Raw genomic sequence first — 15,932 nt, 5'->3', positions numbered from 1 at the left:
GTACGGCCCGGGGTACGGCACCGGGGCCGCCGGGCGGGGCCCGCTAGCCCAGCAGGCCGCCCAGCGCACCGCCGCTGCCGCCGTCGCCGGAGCCGGCTCCGCCGTCGCCCGCGGCGCCGTCGTCCTCGCCGCCGCCCGTACCGCCCGCGGCGCCGGTGTCCCCGGCGCCGCCCGGGACGCCGGAGCCGGTCGGGGTGCCCGGCTCGGGCGCGGGCGGGGCGGCGGGCTGCCGCGGCGCCTCCACCGTCTGCCCCTGGCTCGGCGTGCCCTGCCGCTCCCCGGTGCCGGTGCTGCCCGCGCTCGGGGTGGAGTCCCCGGTGCCGGAGGTGGACGGGCTCGGCGAGGAGCCGTCCCCCGCCTGCGGCACTCCGGCTCCCGTGCCCGAGGTGGACGGGCTCGGGCCGCCGGTGGACCGCTGCGGCAGCGGCGAGCCCGGCTGGTTGTTCGTCAGCGGCTCACCCGGCCGCGGCACGGTGGCCAGTTGCGCCGAGCGCACCGCGCTGCCCAGCACCGAGCCGACCAGCAGCGTCAGCCCGAGCACCACCGCGGCGACGGCCGCGCCGCGCCGCAGTACGCGCCGGCGCAGCTCCCACACCTCCACGCGCGGGCCCAGCCGGCGCCAGGCCTCGCCCGCCAGGCGCGCGTCCAGCGAGTAGTACGGCGCTCCCGCGATGACCAGCGGGCTCCAGGCGGCCAGGTAGATGAAGTCCGGGGCGTCGTACACCGGGACCGTGCGCCAGCTCACCGTCAGGATCAGGGCCGCCGACAGCAGCGCGCCGAGGCCCGCGGCGGCCCGCTGCCACAGCCCCATGAAGGTCAGCACACCGATGATGATCTGGAGGAAGGCCACGGTGAGCCCGGCGCCGACGGGGTGGGCGACCGCGAAGTCGCGCAGCGGAGCGGCGACGGCCCACGGCTGGAGCGAGCCCAGCCAGGCCACCAGGGAGCCGCGCTCGTCGCCGTCGAAGTAGACCGGGTCGCAGAGCTTGCCCATCCCTGCGTAGACGGAGACGAAGCCGAGGAGGATCCGCAGGGGCAGCAGCACGACGCCGAGGTTGATGCGGCGGTCGGGGTAGAAGCCGTGCCGGGCGTGGCGGCGGTCCTCCTCGCGCGGGCCCTCCTCCCCGTGGCCGCCGTAGCCGTCCGGCCCGTCGTCGTAGCCGTCGTACCCGGCCTCGTAGCTGTCGTCGTACCCGTCGTCGTACCCGTCGTCCCGGTCGTGGGCGGTGGGCTCGTACGGCTCGAAGGGGCGGAGCGGGGCGCCCGGCGCGCCGTACGCGCCCCCGGCCGGGCGCGCACCCGCCGACAGGGGGCGCTCGGGCGGCTGGGGCACGCGGGGGGCGATGATCGTGGGGCCGCCGCTGCCGGGGGTGCCGTCGAGGGCGGGGAGCGCCGTGGTGTGCGGGCCGCCGTCCGGGCCCGGCGCGGGGCGCGGCACCAAGCGCGGCAGCACCTGTGTGGCGGCGTTGCCCGTCTCGTCCCCGACGGCCCCGTCCGCTCCGGCGCTCGCACGGCGTACCGCCTGGAGCAGCCGGGTGGCCCGTACGTCACCGGGCTCCGTCCGGCCGCTCCACACCACGGGCGCGCGCCGCCCGGCCGCCGGGCGGCGGACCGGGACGGCGCCGTGCACCGCCGGCGGCACGTCGGCTCCGGTCAGCACGCGGCCGCGGGGCGGCGGCGAGGCGAGCCGCACCCGGAAGCTGGCGTGGTTGACGACGACCTCGGCCGGGTCGCTGGGCACCTTGACCGTGCTCAGCACCGGCTCGTCGTCGAAGAAACCGCGGGGTGTTCTGGTGTCCACACTCATCTAACCGAGTGACGGACGCATAGGACACTGCCTTGACGGACCCGATCTGTCGGGGGCCCGTCAAGGTCCTGGCCGACGCGGGGTCACGCGCGCCGGCGGCGGGCGGCCTCGTAGAGGGCGACGCCCGCGGCGACACCGGCGTTGAGGGACTCGGCGCCGCCCGGCATCGGGATGCGCACCCGCATGTCGCAGGTCTCGCCGACCAGCCGGGACAGGCCCTTGCCCTCGCTGCCGACCACGATCACCAGCGGGCCGTCCAGCGCGGCCACGTCCTGGATCTCGGCCTCGCCGTCGGCGGCCAGGCCGACCACGAACAGGCCCTCCTTCCGGTACGCCTCCAGGGCGCGGGTGAGGTTGGTGGCCCGCGCGACCGGGGTGCGGGCGGCGGTGCCGGCCGACGTCTTCCAGGCGCCCGCGGTCATGCCGGCCGCGCGCCGCTCGGGGACGACCACGCCGTGGCCGCCGAAGGCGGCGACGGAGCGGACCACCGCGCCCAGGTTGCGCGGGTCGGTGACGCCGTCGAGCGCGACGATCAGCGGGTCCTCGCCGTCGTCGTACGCGGCCGCGGACAGGTCCTCGGGGTGGGCGTACTCGTAGGGCGGGATCTGGAGGACCAGGCCCTGGTGGTTGAGGCCGTTCGTCATCCGGTCCAGCTCGGGGCGCGGGGCCTCCATCAGGTGGACGCCACCGCGGTCGGCGGCGAGCTTGAGGGCCTCGCGCACGCGCTCGTCGTTGTCGATGAACTGCTGCACGTACAGCGTGCTCGCGGGCACGCCCTCGCGCAGCGCCTCGACCACCGGGTTGCGGCCGACGACCAGTTCGGAGGTGCCCTTGCCGCCGCGCCGGGCCGCGGGGCGGCGGGCGGACTGGCGGGCCTTGGCGCCTGCGACGCGGTTCTTGATGTGGCCCTTGCGCATCTCGGCGGGCGGCGTGGGGCCCTTGCCCTCAAGACCGCGGCGCCGCTTGCCGCCACTGCCGACCTGCGCGCCCTTCTTGTTGGACGTGCGGCGGTTGGGGCGCTGGCTGTTCCCGGCCATCGGGATCACTCATCTCTTCTTGCTGCTCGGTGGAACATCGGTGGAACGGACGGGTGGACGGGGGTGGTTCGAGGTCGCGCTCCAGCACGCGGAGGCGTGCGGGCTCAGCGGGCGTCGCGCGAGCCCAGTTCCCAGCGCGGCCCGGACGGGGTGTCCTCGATGACCAGGCCGGAGCGCTGGAGCTGGTCGCGGATGGCGTCGGCGGTCGCGTAGTCCTTGCGGACGCGCGCCGCCTGACGCTGCTCCAGGACCAGCCCGACCAGGGCGTCCACGACCGAGGCCAGTTCCTCGCCGCGCCCGGCGGAGTCGCCGCCCGCCCAGTGCGCGTCGAGCGGGTCGAGGCCGAGCACGCCCAGCATCGCCCGTACGTCGGCCAGCGCACCGGCCACCGCGTCCTTGTCGTCCTCCGCCAGGGCCGCGTTGCCCTGCCGGACGGTGGTGTGGACGACGGCGAGCGCCTGCGGGACACCGAAGTCGTCGTCCATGGCCGCCGCGAACCCGTCGGGCACCTCGGCGGCCGGCTCCACGGACCCGGCCCGCTCCACGGCCCGCTGGACGAAGCCCTCGATCCGGCCGAAGGCGGCCTCGGCCTCGTGCAGGGCGTCCTCGCTGTACTCGATCATCGAGCGGTAGTGCGGGGTGCCCAGGTAGTAGCGGAGCACGATGGGCCGCCACTGCCGGACCATCTCCGAGACCAGCACCGAGTTGCCCAGCGACTTGCTCATCTTCTCACCGCTCATCGTCACCCAGGCGTTGTGCAGCCAGTGGGCGGCGAAGTCGTCGCCGTACGCCTTCGACTGGGCGATCTCGTTCTCGTGGTGCGGGAAGACGAGGTCGACGCCGCCGCCGTGGATGTCGAAGGCGCGGCCCAGATACTTGTGGGCCATCGCCGAGCACTCCAGGTGCCAGCCGGGGCGTCCGTGGCCCCAGGGCGTCTCCCAGCTCGGCTCGCCGGGCCGGGCGGCCTTCCACATCGCGAAGTCGCGGGGGTCGCGCTTGCCGGTCTCGCCCTCGCCGGAGGGCTGGCGCAGGTCGTCCAGTTCCTGGTTGGACAGGGAGAGGTAACCGGGGAAGGAGCGCACGTCGAAGTAGACGTTGCCGTCGGCGGCGTAGGCGTGGCCGCGGTCGATGAGCTCGCGCATCATCTCGACCATCTCGGGGATGTGGCCGGTGGCGCGCGGTTCGTAGGTGGGCGGCAGGCAGCCCAGCGCGGTGTAGGCGTAGTCGAAGGCGCGCTCGTTGGCGTAGCCGATCGCCCACCAGGGGCGGCCCTGCTCCGCGGACTTGGTGATGATCTTGTCGTCGATGTCCGTGACATTGCGGATGAACGTCACGTCGTAGCCGCGGTGGGTGAACCAGCGGCGCATGATGTCGAAGTTCAGCCCCGACCGGATGTGACCGATGTGCGGGGCGGCCTGCACGGTCGCGCCGCACAGGTAGATCGAGACGCGGCCCGGTGCGAGCGGGGTGAAGTCACGGATCTGCCGGGCGCTGGTGTCGTACAGGCGAAGAGTCACGGGTCAAGGGTAGTCGGAAACGCAAGGGGGGCGGTGCGGAGCGGGCACGGACCGGTCGCGGAGCGGACCCGGGTCAGGTGCGGCGCACGACCAGCGCCGTGGCGACGGCCGCCAGTCCCTCGGCGCGGCCGGTCAGGCCCAGGCCGTCGGTGGTGGTGCCGGAGACGGACACGGGCGCGCCGGCCGCCTCCGAGAGCGCCTTCTGCGCCTCCGCGCGGCGTTTGCCGATCTTGGGCCGCACTCCGATCACCTGGATCGCCACATTGCCGATCTCGAAACCCCCGGCCCGGACGATCCGGGCGGCCTCGGCGAGCAGCACGGTGCCCGCGGCGCCGGACCATTCTGGGCGGCCGGTGCCGAAGTGGGCGCCCAGGTCGCCGAGTCCGGCCGCCGAGAAGAGGGCGTCGCAGGCGGCGTGCGCGGCGACGTCGCCGTCGGAGTGCCCGGCCAGGCCGTGCGTCTCCCCCTCCCACAGCAGGCCGGCGCACCACAGTTCGCGGCCCTCCTCGAAGGCGTGCACATCCGTGCCGACGCCGACCAGCGGCAGGGCGGGGGGAAGCACGGTCTCAGAAGCCATCGGTGACCCTCCTGCGGGCGAGTACGGCCTCGGCGAGCACGAGGTCCAGGGGGCGGGTGACCTTGAATGCCTCCTCGTGGCCGGGCACCAGCACCACGGGCACGCCCAGCCGCTCGACCAGCCCGGCGTCGTCGGTGGCGCCCTCGCCCTCGCGCGGGGCGTCCGCGTGCGCCTTGGCGAGGGTGTTCCGGTCGAAGCCCTGGGGTGTCTGCACGGCGCGCAGCAGGGACCGCTCGGGGGTTGCCGCGACCGGCTCGGGCTCCCCGGCGGGCGTGCCGGGCTCGATCTGCTTGACGGTGTCGGCGACGGGCAGCGCGGGGACGACGGCGGGCGCTCCGGCCCGTACGGCGGCGACCACGGCCTCCACCGTCTCCACCAGGACCAGCGGGCGGGCGGCGTCGTGGACGAGGACGGTGTCGACGTCGCCGGGCAGCGCCCCCAGCCCGCGGGCGACCGACTCCTGCCGGGTGCCGCCGCCGGTGATGACGATCACGTCGGTGTCGCCGGCGGACTGGGGCAGGGGGTGCTCGTCCAGGAGCGTGCGGACGGCCGCGGCACCGTCGGGCGGCGCCACGACGACCACGAGCGAGACCGTACGGGCGCGGGCGACCGCGCGGACGGCGTGGACGAGCATCGGGGTGCCGCCGATCGGGCGCAGCGCCTTGGGGGCGCCGCGTCCGAGCCGTACGCCGCGGCCCGCGGCCGGGATGACCGCCGCGGTGCGGGAGGACGACGCACCGCCGGTCGCTTCTGCGTGGCTGGTTTCGTCTGGCATTGGCCGCCCGTTCAGGTTTGTTTCCTCGGCAGAGGTGGGTATGGCACTGAGCGTGCCGGGTGCGAAGGCCCGACCGGACCCTTCCGTGACGACCGGTCGAGCAGCAGCCCGGGCCCGGCACTCCCGGCACCGGGCAGCCAGGCATCGAGCATCACGGGCGGCCCGTACGACCCGGTACAACCGCATCCCGGCAGCACCGGCGCACCGGACGGATCCCCGTGTGCGCCCCCCGACATGCGAACAGCACTCCGGCATGGGCGTGCCGCAGTGCCCGGCGACGGCTCGCACCGTCGCCCGGGCACCGCGGCAGTCTCCGCGCCCTCACGTCCACCGGCCGGGTCATCGGCCGGTGCCGCGCCGTGCGTCGCTGTCGTGTCCCGCCGACGGATGGCGGCGGGCGGCGGGCGTCCGCCGCAGGGGCCGCCGGCTCGCTCGGGCCGGCGCCGTCCGGTCAGGGACGGGTCAGGACGCCAGGACTTCGTCCAGCAGCGTCTCGGCCTTGTCCTCGTTTGTGTTCTCCGCGAGAGCCAGCTCGCTCACCAGGATCTGGCGCGCCTTGGCGAGCATCCGCTTCTCACCGGCGGAGAGTCCGCGCTCGCGCTCCCGGCGCCACAGGTCGCGCACGACCTCGGCGACCTTGATGACATCGCCGGAGGCGAGCTTCTCCAGATTCGCCTTGTACCGGCGGGACCAGTTGGTCGGCTCCTCGGCGTAGGGCGCGCGGAGCACCTCGAAGACCCGGTCGAGGCCGTCCTGGCCGACCACGTCACGCACGCCGACGAGCTCCGCGTTTTCCGCCGGGACGCGCACCTCCAGGTCGCCCTGGGCGACCTTCAGAACCAAGTAGGTCTTGTCCACGCCTTTGATCTGGCGAGTTTCGATAGCCTCGATCAGCGCGGCCCCGTGATGGGGATAGACCACGGTGTCGCCAACCTTGAACGTCATGTGACAGGTACCCCTTCCGTGGCTATCCAGGGTAACACGGGAACGCCCTCTCCTGAATGGCGTTTTCGCAGGTCAGGGCATATCTCGGGGCTTGACAACAGCGCCCGGATCGTGCTGCACAGACCCCTGGGGGGCAGGAATCCGCAGGTCGGAGGGGGTCTGAACGGGCGGGAATCGCACACGGAAGCGCCTCCCGGAGCTTGACCGAAACACCTGTACGTCCGTTTTGTCGGTATCGTTGATCCGGTCGAACGGCCGGAGGCGAATTGATCAGCGCACGGGCGAACGGCCCCGGGGGATGTTTTCCGGCGAACTTCCCCGCCTCCTTCACCGGTACTTCCGCGGAATGCTCGTAATCGTTCGCACGGACGTGCAGTCGATATTCCGCGGAAGGCGCCCCGCCGGCCTCCGCCCGCCTCCCCGGCCTCGCGCGGAATCCCCGCACGCCTCCTCGCGCCCCGCCCGGGCTTCCTCACGCGCACGCCGGGGTGCGGCACTCGGAGGCCTGTGGGGCGGGTCGGGTGCGGGGCCGTTTCACGGGGTCGGTACTCTGAGCCCGCCGACAGACCCATCCATCCCGCTAGGAGTTGCCGCCGCCGTGAGCAGCAGCCTTCGACGCGGCGCCCTCGCCGCCAGCTCTCTCGCGCTCTCGATCGCGCCCCTGACCGCCTGCGGGGCCGGGCCGAACGCGCAGAGCCTGAACATCAACCCCGACAACGCCTCGGCCCAGGTCGACGAGATCAAGGTCCAGAACGTCAACGTCGTCACCTCCGGGGAGGGTTCCGGCCCCGCCTCCGTCTCGGCGCGCATCTTCAACGGCGGCACCGAGGACCAGACGCTGGAGTCCGTCATGGTGGACGGGCAGCGCGTGGACCTGAGCCCGGCCGAGGGCGAGCAGGAGCTGACCGTCCCCGCGGGCGGTTCCCTGGCGCTCGGCGGCGAGGGCAACGCGTCCGCGATCATCGACGACCCCGGGCAGGCCGGCATCGAGGCGGGCAACGCCCAGCCGCTGGTCTTCGAGCTCAGCTCGACCGGCCGGGTGGAGCTCCGCGCCACCGTCGTCCCGGCCGAGGGCACCTGGAAGGACTTCGGCCCCAGCGGCGCCCCGGCACCGGCGGAGTCCACCCTGCCCGCCCCGGACTCCTCGCCCACCGAGACCGAGGGTCCTGCCGAGGAAGACGACTCGGACCCCCAGGACCCGGGCGCCAACGACAGCGGTGACGACGGCACCCAGGGCGAGATCGGGAGCTCCCAGGAGGACGGCGGCACCGAGGACACCGGGGGGCAGTGAACCCCGTCCGGCCCCCGTCCCCGGCCGGTGCGCGAACGCCGGCCGGGGGCACGCACGCGGTTGGGGGCCGCTCCTGATCGGGGAGCGGCCCCCACCCGCGTCGTACCGTGCCGGACGCCGCCGCGCCCGGGATCCGGCGCGGCGGCGTCCGGCACGGCCCGGTCATGGGCCGGCCAGGGCCCGTCACGGCTCGAACTTGTAGCCCAGCCCCCGCACCGTCACCAGATAGCGGGGCGCGCTCGGGTCCGGCTCGATCTTGGCGCGCAGACGCTTGACGTGCACGTCCAGCGTCTTGGTGTCGCCGACGTAGTCCGCGCCCCAGACCCGGTCGATGAGCTGCATACGGGTCAGCACGCGCCCGGCGTTGCGCAGCAGCATCTCCAGCAGGTCGAACTCCTTCAGCGGCAGATCGACCTTGGCGCCGGAGACCGTCACCACGTGCCGGTCCACGTCCATCCGCACGGGCCCGGCCTCCAGCGCCTGCGGGGTGGCCTCCTCCGGCTCGCCGCGCCGCCGCAGCACGGCCCGGATACGGGCCACCAGCTCGCGGGAGGAGAAGGGCTTGGTCACGTAGTCGTCGGCCCCTATCTCCAGGCCGACGACCTTGTCGATCTCGCTGTCCTTGGCGGTCACCATGATGACCGGCACGTTCGAGCGGCCGCGGAGCTGGCGGCACACCTCGGTGCCGGGCAGCCCCGGCAGCATCAGGTCGAGCAGCACCAGATCGGCGCCGTTGCGCTCGAACTCCTCCAGCCCGTCCGGGCCGGTGGCCGCGATGGCCACCTCGAAGCCTTCCTTGCGCAGCATGTACGACAGTGCGTCGCTGAACGATTCCTCGTCCTCGACGACGAGCACTCGGGTCACGGGAGGACCTCCGGGGCGGGATCAGGGTGGTGATCGGTGGGATCGTGGGGGGCTCGGTGGGTCCCGCGGGGAAGGCCGCGGGGTGTGGTGGGGGTCCGGTGGGAGGCCCCGTACGGGCCGCCGTACGCGGGGGCGCCGGAGCCGTCGGGTGCGCCGGTTGGACCGGTTGGGCCGGCTGCGATCAGGCCGTCGGGGCCGTCCGGATCCGGGCCGGCTCCGCGCACGTCGCCGTCGTCCCCGGCACCGTCCCCGGCGTCCTCGTCGTCGCCGAAGTCCGCCGGCTCGCGCAGCGCGCCCGCGGCCCGCTCCCTCTCCAGCCTCCGGGTTTCGGCGCGCTCGCGCGCGCTGGCCGCCTCCGGCAGGCGCAGGGTGAAGGTGGAGCCCTGGCCCTCCGCGCTCCACATCGTGACCTCCCCGCCGTGCGAGGCGGCCACGTGCTTGACGATGGCCAGGCCCAGGCCGGTGCCGCCGGTGGCCCGGGAGCGGGCCGGGTCGACGCGGTAGAACCGCTCGAAGATCCGGTCCTTGTCCTTGTCCGAGATGCCGATGCCCTGGTCGGTCACCGCGATCTCGATCATGTCCCCGCCCGGAGCGGCGACCCGGCGTCCGGCGATGCCCACCCGGGTGCGGGCCGGGGAGTAGTTCACGGCGTTCTCCACCAGGTTGCCCAGGGCCGCCGCGAGCTGGCCGCGGTTTCCCCACACGTGCAGGTCGGCGGTACCGCCGGTGGCCATGGTGATCTGCTTGACGCCCGCCGCCTGGCGGCAGCGGTCGATGGCCTCGGCCACCAGCTCGTCCACCCGGACCGGTTCGGAGTCCTCCAGCGGATTGTCGTTCTGCACCCGGGAGAGGTCGATCAGTTCCTGGACGAGGCTGGTCAGACGGGTCGCCTCGGTCTGCATGCGCCCGGCGAAGCGCTCCACCGCCTCCGGGTCGTCGGAGGCGTCCATCACGGCCTCCGACAGCAGCGACAGCGCGCCGACCGGGGTCTTCAGCTCGTGGCTGACGTTCGCCACGAAGTCGCGCCGCACCGCCTCGATGCGGCGGGCCTCTGTCAGGTCCTCCACCAGCAGTAGCACCAGCCGGGAGCCCAGGGGCGCCACTCGCGCGGAGACCGCCAGAGCCTCGCCGCGGCCCGTGCCCCGGCGCGGCAGGTCCAGTTCGACCTGGCGGATCTCACCGTCGCGGCGGGTGTCGCGGGCCATCTTGAGCATCGGCTCCACCGTGAGCCTCCCGCCGCGCACCAGCCCGAGGGCGTACGCGGCCGAGCTGGCCTTGACGACGGCGTCGGCCTCGTCGAGCACCACCGCGGAGGAGCGCAGCACGGACAGCACGGTGTCCACTCCGGGCGGCAGCACGGCCTCGGTGTGCAGCGAGCCGCGCGTGGGACGGGCCTGCTCGCGCTCGCTCCAGCGGAACGCGAGCATCGCGAACACGCCGGTGCACACCCCGGCGATCGCTGCCGCTGCGGCAACCGCCGCGTTCACGTCCATGTGTCCAGGTTATGCGGGCTCCGGAAGGCCGCCCCAGCCGTTCGGGCACCTGCTCGAACAGACGTCTCCGAGAGTTCACGCCGGTGTCGGCGCCGGTTCACTTGGTCGGGCGGAACCGGACGTGTTTCGGACAGAACGTGGGAGCGTAGGGGGAGAACCGGGGCCCGCGCGCTCTTCGCGGAAGGCCCGCGGCCCCACGGTCACGTCATGCGAGGGAAGGAAAGTCATGCGGGACGCGTACCACGAGGAGCTGGACTCGATCGGCGACAGCCTGGTCGAGATGGCCCGGCTCGTCGGCTCCGCGATCGGCCGCGCCACCACGGCGATGCTGGACGCGGACCTCAATCTCGCCGAGAGCGTGATCGCGGCGGACGAGAAGGTGGACGCCCTCCAGCGGGACCTGGAGACCAAGGCCATAAACCTGCTGGCCCGGCAGCAGCCGGTCGCCACCGACCTGCGGATCGTCGTCACCTCGCTGCGGATGAGCGCCGACCTGGAGCGCTCCGGCGACCTGGCCCAGCACGTCGCCAAGGTCGCCCGGCTGCGCTACCCCGAATCGGCGGTCCCGCGCGACCTGCACGCGACCATCCTGGAGATGGGCCAGCTCGCGCAGCGCCTGATGGCGAAGACGGGCGAGATCCTGATCACCAAGGACGTCGACCTGGCACTCCAGCTGGAGCAGGACGACGACGCCATCGACCTCCTCCACCGCACCCTCTTCCAGCACCTGATGGACGACCGCTGGAAGCACGGCATCGAGACGGCCGTGGACGTCACCCTGCTGGGCCGCTACTACGAGCGCTTCGCCGACCACGCGGTCTCGGTCGCGCGCCGCGTCGTCTACCTGGTCACCGGTGACTACGCGGACGAGGTCGACCCGGCCGCCGCCGCGGCCGCCGCGCCGGGAGCGGAGGAGGCTCCGGCCGGGGACGCGTGACCGCGGGCGGCAGGGCGCGGGCTCGGGGCGCGCGAGGGGCGCGGAGCGCCCGCCGCTCGGGCCGGTGCGCCCCCGGCCCGTGAGCGCGCGGTACATGCCTCCACACGCCGTTGACGCGCTCGGCGGTGCGGGCCGTCAATGGGTGGCGAGACGAGCCGGTGACAGCCGGCGAGACGCGGAGGAGGCATTCATGGCGGACTTCCCGACTCCACCCACCACGGCCGAGCACCCCGACGAGAGGCCCTCGCTGCCCGTGCTGGGGGCCTGCGGCTGCGGCTCCGGGTGCTCGTGCGGCTGCCAGTCCGGCGGCTCCTGCCAGTGCGGCGGGAACTGCTGACCAGTCGGGACGGCTGCCGGTGCGCACACCCGCACCGGAACGGGGCCCGGCCGGACTCCCCCGCGTACCTCCGTCGCCGTACGGAGCCCTCGGACCGCACCGGCGGGTGAGGGGAGCGGGCCCCGGGGCTCCTTTGACCCCGACGCCGACACGGCGGAGGCACCGGAGATGGCCCCCAACCCGAGGATCAAGGACCGCATGACCGGCACCGCCCCGGCCGGGCAGGGCAAGGGCGCCTGGCTCGCCGTCCTGGAGCAGGGTTCGAACCTGCTCCAGTCCGCGACACCGCTGAAGGACTTCGACGTCTACGTCGTCGGTTTCCACTGCGCCAAGGGCGAGCCGGACTTCCAGATGGAGGCCCACCACTACTGCCGCGTGGTCAACGACGATCTGCTGCAGTGTGTCCTGTTCGACGGCAACACAAGGGACGCGAACCTGATCGGCATCGAGTACATCGTCTCCGAGCGGCTGTTCGAGACCCTCCCCGAGGAGGAGAGGGCGTACTGGCACCCGCACAACTTCGAGGTGTTCTCCGGGCAGCTCGCCGCCCCCGGGCTCCCCCGGTCCGCCGAGACGGCGCTCATGAAGCATCTGGTCAATTCCTGCGGCAAGACCTGGCACACCTGGCACACCGGCGGCCGCGGCCACGGACCCGGCATGGACCTCCCCTACGGCGGCCCCGGGCTCATGTGGTCCTTCAGCCGCGAGGGCGAGTGCGACGAGGACCTCAAGCGCGACCGCGACCGGGCCATGGGCCTGGACACCGAGGCCAACCGGGCCGACCGCCAGTCCTACCTCGACCTGGCCCGTCCGCAGTGGGGGGTCGACACGATGAAGGACGATTTCTCCGGCACCACGCCCGTCCCCGGAGTCAGGGACGTCCGCGCGGCGTCCGACGGCGAAACGGCCGCGCCCTGACCCGGTCGCCCCGTCACCCGGATCCCGCCGCCCGCCGTGCGGAGCGGCCCGTCACAGTTCCCTGGCCGCCTCCTCCTCCTTCTCCGCCTTGCGCTGGAGGGTGCCGAGCACGGCGGCCGGGTCGCCGTCGGCCAGTACCGACTGGCCGACGTAGAGACCGATCTCCCGGCCGACCTTCGCCCAGGACACCTTGTTGGACGGGAAGAACTCCGCGGCTCCGAGCTGGTCCAGGAACGGCCACATCCGCTTGTGCCGCTTGTCGCCGCGCATCCGGTCCGAGGCGGACACCGTGACCGGCAGCGTGTGGTAGCGGTCGGCGAACGCGAACTGGTTCTCCACGTCGTAGACGTGGCCGAGGAACGCGGCGACCGCCTCCCGGTTGCCCTCCCGCCGGAAGGCGAGCATCCAGCCCGCGGACCCGGCGGTGGTGTCCGACAGCCCGTCGCGGCCGGGCAGCGGGGCCATCCCGTAGTCGGTCTTCTTCCGGTCGGTCTGCCGCGTCAGCGACAGGTCCCCGTTGAGCATTCCGACGTGCCCGTCCGTGAACAGGTTGAACAGCCCCTGGCGGTTGGTGACGGCGGGGTTGGGCGTGGTCAGGCCCCGGTCCACGAGTTCGTCTCGGAGCCACCCCATGGCCTCGACGTTGGCCGGGGCGTTGATGGCGTACATGCCGCCGTCGCCGGTGTAGCCGCCGCCGTTGCCCAGCATCCAGGTCACGGCCTCGGTGGGCGCCTCCTCGCTGCCGAGCGGCAGTCCGCAGGGCACGTCCACGCCGGCCGCCTTGAGCGCGACGGCGGCCTGCCGCAGCTCCTCCCAGGTCCGCGGCGGCTTCTCGGGGTCCAGACCGGCCTCGGCGAAGAGGGCACGGTTGTAGAAGAGGAGCTGGAGGTCGGCGGTGAACGGCATCGCGTACCGCACACGGCGCAGTTCGCCCGCCGTGCTGAGCGCGGAGACGAAGTCGGCCTGAACGGGGATGGACAGCACGTCGTCGGCCCGGTAGAGCCGTCCGGCCGCCGCGTGGCCGGCGAAGGAGTCGATCTGCGCGAGGTCCGGGGCCTGGCCGTTCCCGGCCATCTCCGCGACCTTCTGCTCGGCCCTGCCCGGGGCGTGGACGGACACCTCCACCTTGATGCCGGGGTTCTGCTTCTCGAACGAGGCGACCACCCCGTCCCAGTAGTCCTGGGCGGGGTCGTTCCCCTCCAGGTCCCCGTGGTCCGAGGCGACCATCGTCAGGGTGACGTCACCGGTGCGGGACGCTCCGCCTCCGCTGCCGCACCCGGTCGCCGTCAATGCGACAGATCCGGCCACCCCCGAAGCCAAGCCCAGGAACCGTCTTCTTCGCATTTGTGCCACCCCTCACTTAACCGGTACTGCTCCCGCGTCGGCGTTCACTGGGAACCACGCCGGGAACCGATTCGGAAGCCGGAGCGCGGCATCCCCCTGAAAGCCACCGCAGGGTGGCTGAAAAGTAACGCTCAGTCCGCACCGCGACCACCCCGTCGAGCGGACCGATACGCAAACGAGTCCGATTTCCCGGCTCCGCCCCCGTCCGGACCACGCCACGGCCTCGACTCCGACAGGCTGACAAAAGGTGCGAAAAAGCGCTTTCCATCCCTTCCGCTTCACAGCCGGAGAGTTACTCTGGAATTGGACCTACGGGACGAGCGAGGGAGTTCGACCGGAGTAGCCGACTCGGGCGGAAAGCTTCGGCTTCCGCCGGGGCCGACGTCGACGGTCGGGCTGAGAGGCCGGAAGGTGGCGACACCGGAAGGCGACCTCCACAACCTGATCCGGACAATGCCGGCGCAGGGAGCCCGCCCCGTAGGTTCACCCGTGTCACGAGCCGTGAGGCCGGGGCCGCCTGCGGGAACGATGCCCCGCCCGCACGGTCCGCGCCCGCACCCCCACGGACGCCGTTACGGCCGGCGACAACGACTTCCTCCCCGGCGACGGCCCCGGCAGCGGCGTCTCCATCACCCTGGCCGCCGGGGCGCCGCGCGCCATCCGTGAGCGGGTCGGCGGGCGCGCCGGACCGACCGCCTGGAGAAGGCGGCCCGTCCGGGGCCGGTGCCGCCGCGTGAGCGCCGCCCTGGTGCTGGACGGCGGAGGGCCGGCGAAGGCCGTACCGCGGGACCGGGAGGCGCACGAGTGGCTGGCGGCGGCCCGCGACGCGGACCTTCCGGTTCTCACCTCGGCGGCGGTACCGGTGGGGCGGTACCGGTGGAGGTGATCCGCCCCGGGGCCAACGGCCCCGCGCTGAAGCGGACGCTGTCGCGCCTGCGCGTGGAACCGGTGCCCCGGGCACTCGCACGGTCCGCCGCGGTCCCGCTCCAGGACGCGGGCCCGCACGGTCACGAGTACGCGATCGACGCCATGCTGTGCGCGACCGCTCTGCGGCACCCCGGCCGGGTGACGCTCCTGGCCTCCGGCGCGTCCGACATCGAGACGCTCCTCGACGGGCACCCGAGGGTACGGGCGGAGGAGGTCTGAGCCGGCCACGGCTCCGGCGGCACGCCGAACCACCGCCCGTGGGACCCGCAGAAGCAGGCACTCGGCCCTGGCCGCCCACCGGCGGTCCTGAACCGTTCGGGCCCCGGTCGGCGGGAAACCGCCGGCCGGGGCCTTCCGTACGCGCCGGTTGCTACTTCTTGCCCTGGTTCTTCACTGCCTCGATGGCGGCCTTGGCCGCGTCCGGGTCGAGGTAGGTGCCGCCCGCCTTGACCGGGTGGAAGTCGGCGTCCAGGTCGTAGGTCAGCGGGATGCCGGTGGGGATGTTCAGGCCCGCGATGTCGGCGTCGGAGACGTTGTCGAGGTGCTTGACCAGCGCGCGGAGGCTGTTGCCGTGCGCGGCGATCAGGACGGTGCGGCCGGTGAGCAGGTCCGGGACGATCGAGTCGTACCAGTACGGCATCATCCGGATCACCACGTCCTTGAGGCACTCGGTGCGCGGACGCAGCTCGCTGGGGATCATCGCGTAACGCGGGTCGTCGCTCTGCGACCACTCGGCGCCGTCCTCCAGGACCGGCGGCGGGGTGTCGTAGGAACGGCGCCACTGCATGAACTGCTCTTCGCCGAACTCGTCGCGGATCTGCGCCTTGTTCTTGCCCTGGAGCGCGCCGTAGTGGCGCTCGTTGAGGCGCCAGGAGCGGCGGACGGGGATCCAGAGGCGGTCGGCGGCCTCCAGGGCGAGCTGCGCGGTGCGGATGGCGCGCTTCTGGACGGAGGTGTGCACGACGTCGGGAAGCAGGCCGGCGTCCCTGAGCAGCTCACCGCCGCGGGCCGCCTCCTTCTCGCCCTTCTCGGTCAGGTTGACGTCCACCCAGCCGGTGAACAGGTTCTTCGCGTTCCACTCGCTCTCGCCGTGGCGGAGGAGGATCAGCTTGTACGGTGCGTCGGCCATGGGCCCGAGCCTAATCGACGTCCGGTGGGCGGGG

14 protein-coding genes and 1 pseudogene are annotated in these 15,932 nt (G+C 73.4%); 5 read left to right on the top strand and 10 right to left on the bottom strand.

Going from position 1 to position 15,932, the window contains the following annotated elements; all coding sequences use genetic code 11:
- Nucleotides 1–43: 43 nt before the first annotated feature.
- From ACGRHY_RS15390 to ACGRHY_RS15365, 6 genes are all read right to left on the bottom strand, one after another.
- A complete protein-coding gene (locus tag ACGRHY_RS15390; RefSeq protein ID WP_394635909.1) occupies nt 44–1,807 on the bottom strand; it encodes a DoxX family protein in 1,764 nt (587 codons plus the stop codon).
- Between the two features lie 83 nt (nt 1,808–1,890).
- Nucleotides 1,891–2,844: a 23S rRNA (guanosine(2251)-2'-O)-methyltransferase RlmB gene (gene rlmB / locus ACGRHY_RS15385; protein ID WP_394635908.1), complete on the bottom strand. Its 954-nt coding sequence runs from the start codon at nt 2,842–2,844 to the stop codon at nt 1,891–1,893.
- Between the two features lie 104 nt (nt 2,845–2,948).
- Entirely contained in the window at nt 2,949–4,361 is a 1,413-nt protein-coding gene (gene cysS, locus ACGRHY_RS15380) for a cysteine--tRNA ligase (RefSeq protein WP_394635907.1), read from the bottom strand.
- A gap of 73 nt (nt 4,362–4,434) precedes the next feature.
- Nucleotides 4,435–4,938, bottom strand: a complete 504-nt coding sequence (gene ispF / locus ACGRHY_RS15375; protein WP_394635906.1) for a 2-C-methyl-D-erythritol 2,4-cyclodiphosphate synthase — start codon at nt 4,936–4,938, stop codon at nt 4,435–4,437.
- On the bottom strand, nt 4,928–5,713 hold the full coding sequence (gene ispD / locus ACGRHY_RS15370) for a 2-C-methyl-D-erythritol 4-phosphate cytidylyltransferase (RefSeq protein WP_394635905.1): 786 nt from the start codon (nt 5,711–5,713) through the stop codon (nt 4,928–4,930). The genes ispF and ispD overlap by 11 nt, the downstream gene beginning before the upstream one ends.
- Nucleotides 5,714–6,175: 462 nt before the next feature.
- The gene (locus ACGRHY_RS15365; RefSeq protein WP_093658831.1) at nt 6,176–6,658 is read right to left on the bottom strand and encodes a CarD family transcriptional regulator; all 483 of its coding nucleotides are present in this window, start codon (nt 6,656–6,658) and stop codon (nt 6,176–6,178) included.
- A gap of 598 nt (nt 6,659–7,256) precedes the next feature.
- On the opposite strand from ACGRHY_RS15365, the gene ACGRHY_RS15360 reads away from it, so the two are divergent.
- A complete protein-coding gene (locus tag ACGRHY_RS15360) occupies nt 7,257–7,949 on the top strand; it encodes a DUF461 domain-containing protein (protein WP_394635904.1) in 693 nt (230 codons plus the stop codon).
- Nucleotides 7,950–8,132: 183 nt separating this feature from the next.
- Here ACGRHY_RS15360 and phoP read toward each other — a convergent pair whose 3' ends face one another.
- The gene (gene phoP, locus ACGRHY_RS15355; protein WP_491630976.1) at nt 8,133–8,804 is read right to left on the bottom strand and encodes a two-component system response regulator PhoP; all 672 of its coding nucleotides are present in this window, start codon (nt 8,802–8,804) and stop codon (nt 8,133–8,135) included.
- A gap of 5 nt (nt 8,805–8,809) precedes the next feature.
- A complete protein-coding gene (locus tag ACGRHY_RS15350; protein ID WP_394635902.1) occupies nt 8,810–10,306 on the bottom strand; it encodes a sensor histidine kinase in 1,497 nt (498 codons plus the stop codon).
- Between the two features lie 226 nt (nt 10,307–10,532).
- Here ACGRHY_RS15350 and phoU point away from each other — a divergent pair, with 226 nt between their 5' ends.
- The 3 genes from phoU to ACGRHY_RS15335 all read left to right on the top strand — a co-directional run bounded on the left by phoU (nt 10,533) and on the right by ACGRHY_RS15335 (nt 12,498).
- A complete protein-coding gene (gene phoU / locus ACGRHY_RS15345) occupies nt 10,533–11,243 on the top strand; it encodes a phosphate signaling complex protein PhoU (RefSeq protein WP_394635901.1) in 711 nt (236 codons plus the stop codon).
- Nucleotides 11,244–11,433: 190 nt separating this feature from the next.
- Nucleotides 11,434–11,580, top strand: a complete 147-nt coding sequence (locus ACGRHY_RS15340; protein ID WP_394635900.1) for a hypothetical protein — start codon at nt 11,434–11,436, stop codon at nt 11,578–11,580.
- Between the two features lie 168 nt (nt 11,581–11,748).
- Nucleotides 11,749–12,498: an OBAP family protein gene (locus ACGRHY_RS15335; RefSeq protein ID WP_394635899.1), complete on the top strand. Its 750-nt coding sequence runs from the start codon at nt 11,749–11,751 to the stop codon at nt 12,496–12,498.
- A 51-nt stretch (nt 12,499–12,549) separates the two neighbouring features.
- Here ACGRHY_RS15335 and ACGRHY_RS15330 read toward each other — a convergent pair whose 3' ends face one another.
- Nucleotides 12,550–13,806: an ABC transporter substrate-binding protein gene (locus tag ACGRHY_RS15330; protein ID WP_394635898.1), complete on the bottom strand. Its 1,257-nt coding sequence runs from the start codon at nt 13,804–13,806 to the stop codon at nt 12,550–12,552.
- A gap of 769 nt (nt 13,807–14,575) precedes the next feature.
- On the opposite strand from ACGRHY_RS15330, the pseudogene ACGRHY_RS15325 reads away from it, so the two are divergent.
- A pseudogene (locus tag ACGRHY_RS15325) lies at nt 14,576–14,988 on the top strand (DNA-binding protein).
- Between the two features lie 151 nt (nt 14,989–15,139).
- Here ACGRHY_RS15325 and ACGRHY_RS15320 read toward each other — a convergent pair.
- Nucleotides 15,140–15,898, bottom strand: coding sequence for a phosphoglyceromutase (locus ACGRHY_RS15320; protein ID WP_394635897.1), 759 nt, complete (start codon nt 15,896–15,898; stop codon nt 15,140–15,142).
- Nucleotides 15,899–15,932 lie beyond the last annotated feature (34 nt).

Source organism: Streptomyces shinuiensis (assembly GCF_043660855.1).
Taxonomy (GTDB): domain Bacteria; phylum Actinomycetota; class Actinomycetes; order Streptomycetales; family Streptomycetaceae; genus Streptomyces.
The sequence above is the reverse complement of the archived record's forward strand: the minus strand, read 5'-3'. Positions and strand labels throughout refer to the sequence as shown.

Bases quoted from the DNA above. Each gene is read 5' to 3' on its own strand.
- ACGRHY_RS15390 (WP_394635909.1), bottom strand. From the start codon at position 1,807: ATGAGTGTGGACACCAGAACACCCCGCGGTTTCTTCGACGACGAGCCG.
- rlmB (WP_394635908.1), bottom strand. From the start codon at position 2,844: ATGGCCGGGAACAGCCAGCGCCCCAACCGCCGCACGTCCAACAAGAAG.
- ispF (WP_394635906.1), bottom strand. From the start codon at position 4,938: ATGGCTTCTGAGACCGTGCTTCCCCCCGCCCTGCCGCTGGTCGGCGTC.
- ispD (WP_394635905.1), bottom strand. From the start codon at position 5,713: ATGCCAGACGAAACCAGCCACGCAGAAGCGACCGGCGGTGCGTCGTCC.
- ACGRHY_RS15365 (WP_093658831.1), bottom strand. From the start codon at position 6,658: ATGACGTTCAAGGTTGGCGACACCGTGGTCTATCCCCATCACGGGGCC.
- ACGRHY_RS15350 (WP_394635902.1), bottom strand. From the start codon at position 10,306: ATGGACGTGAACGCGGCGGTTGCCGCAGCGGCAGCGATCGCCGGGGTG.
- phoU (WP_394635901.1), top strand. From the start codon at position 10,533: ATGCGGGACGCGTACCACGAGGAGCTGGACTCGATCGGCGACAGCCTG.
- ACGRHY_RS15340 (WP_394635900.1), top strand. From the start codon at position 11,434: ATGGCGGACTTCCCGACTCCACCCACCACGGCCGAGCACCCCGACGAG.
- ACGRHY_RS15335 (WP_394635899.1), top strand. From the start codon at position 11,749: ATGGCCCCCAACCCGAGGATCAAGGACCGCATGACCGGCACCGCCCCG.
- ACGRHY_RS15320 (WP_394635897.1), bottom strand. From the start codon at position 15,898: ATGGCCGACGCACCGTACAAGCTGATCCTCCTCCGCCACGGCGAGAGC.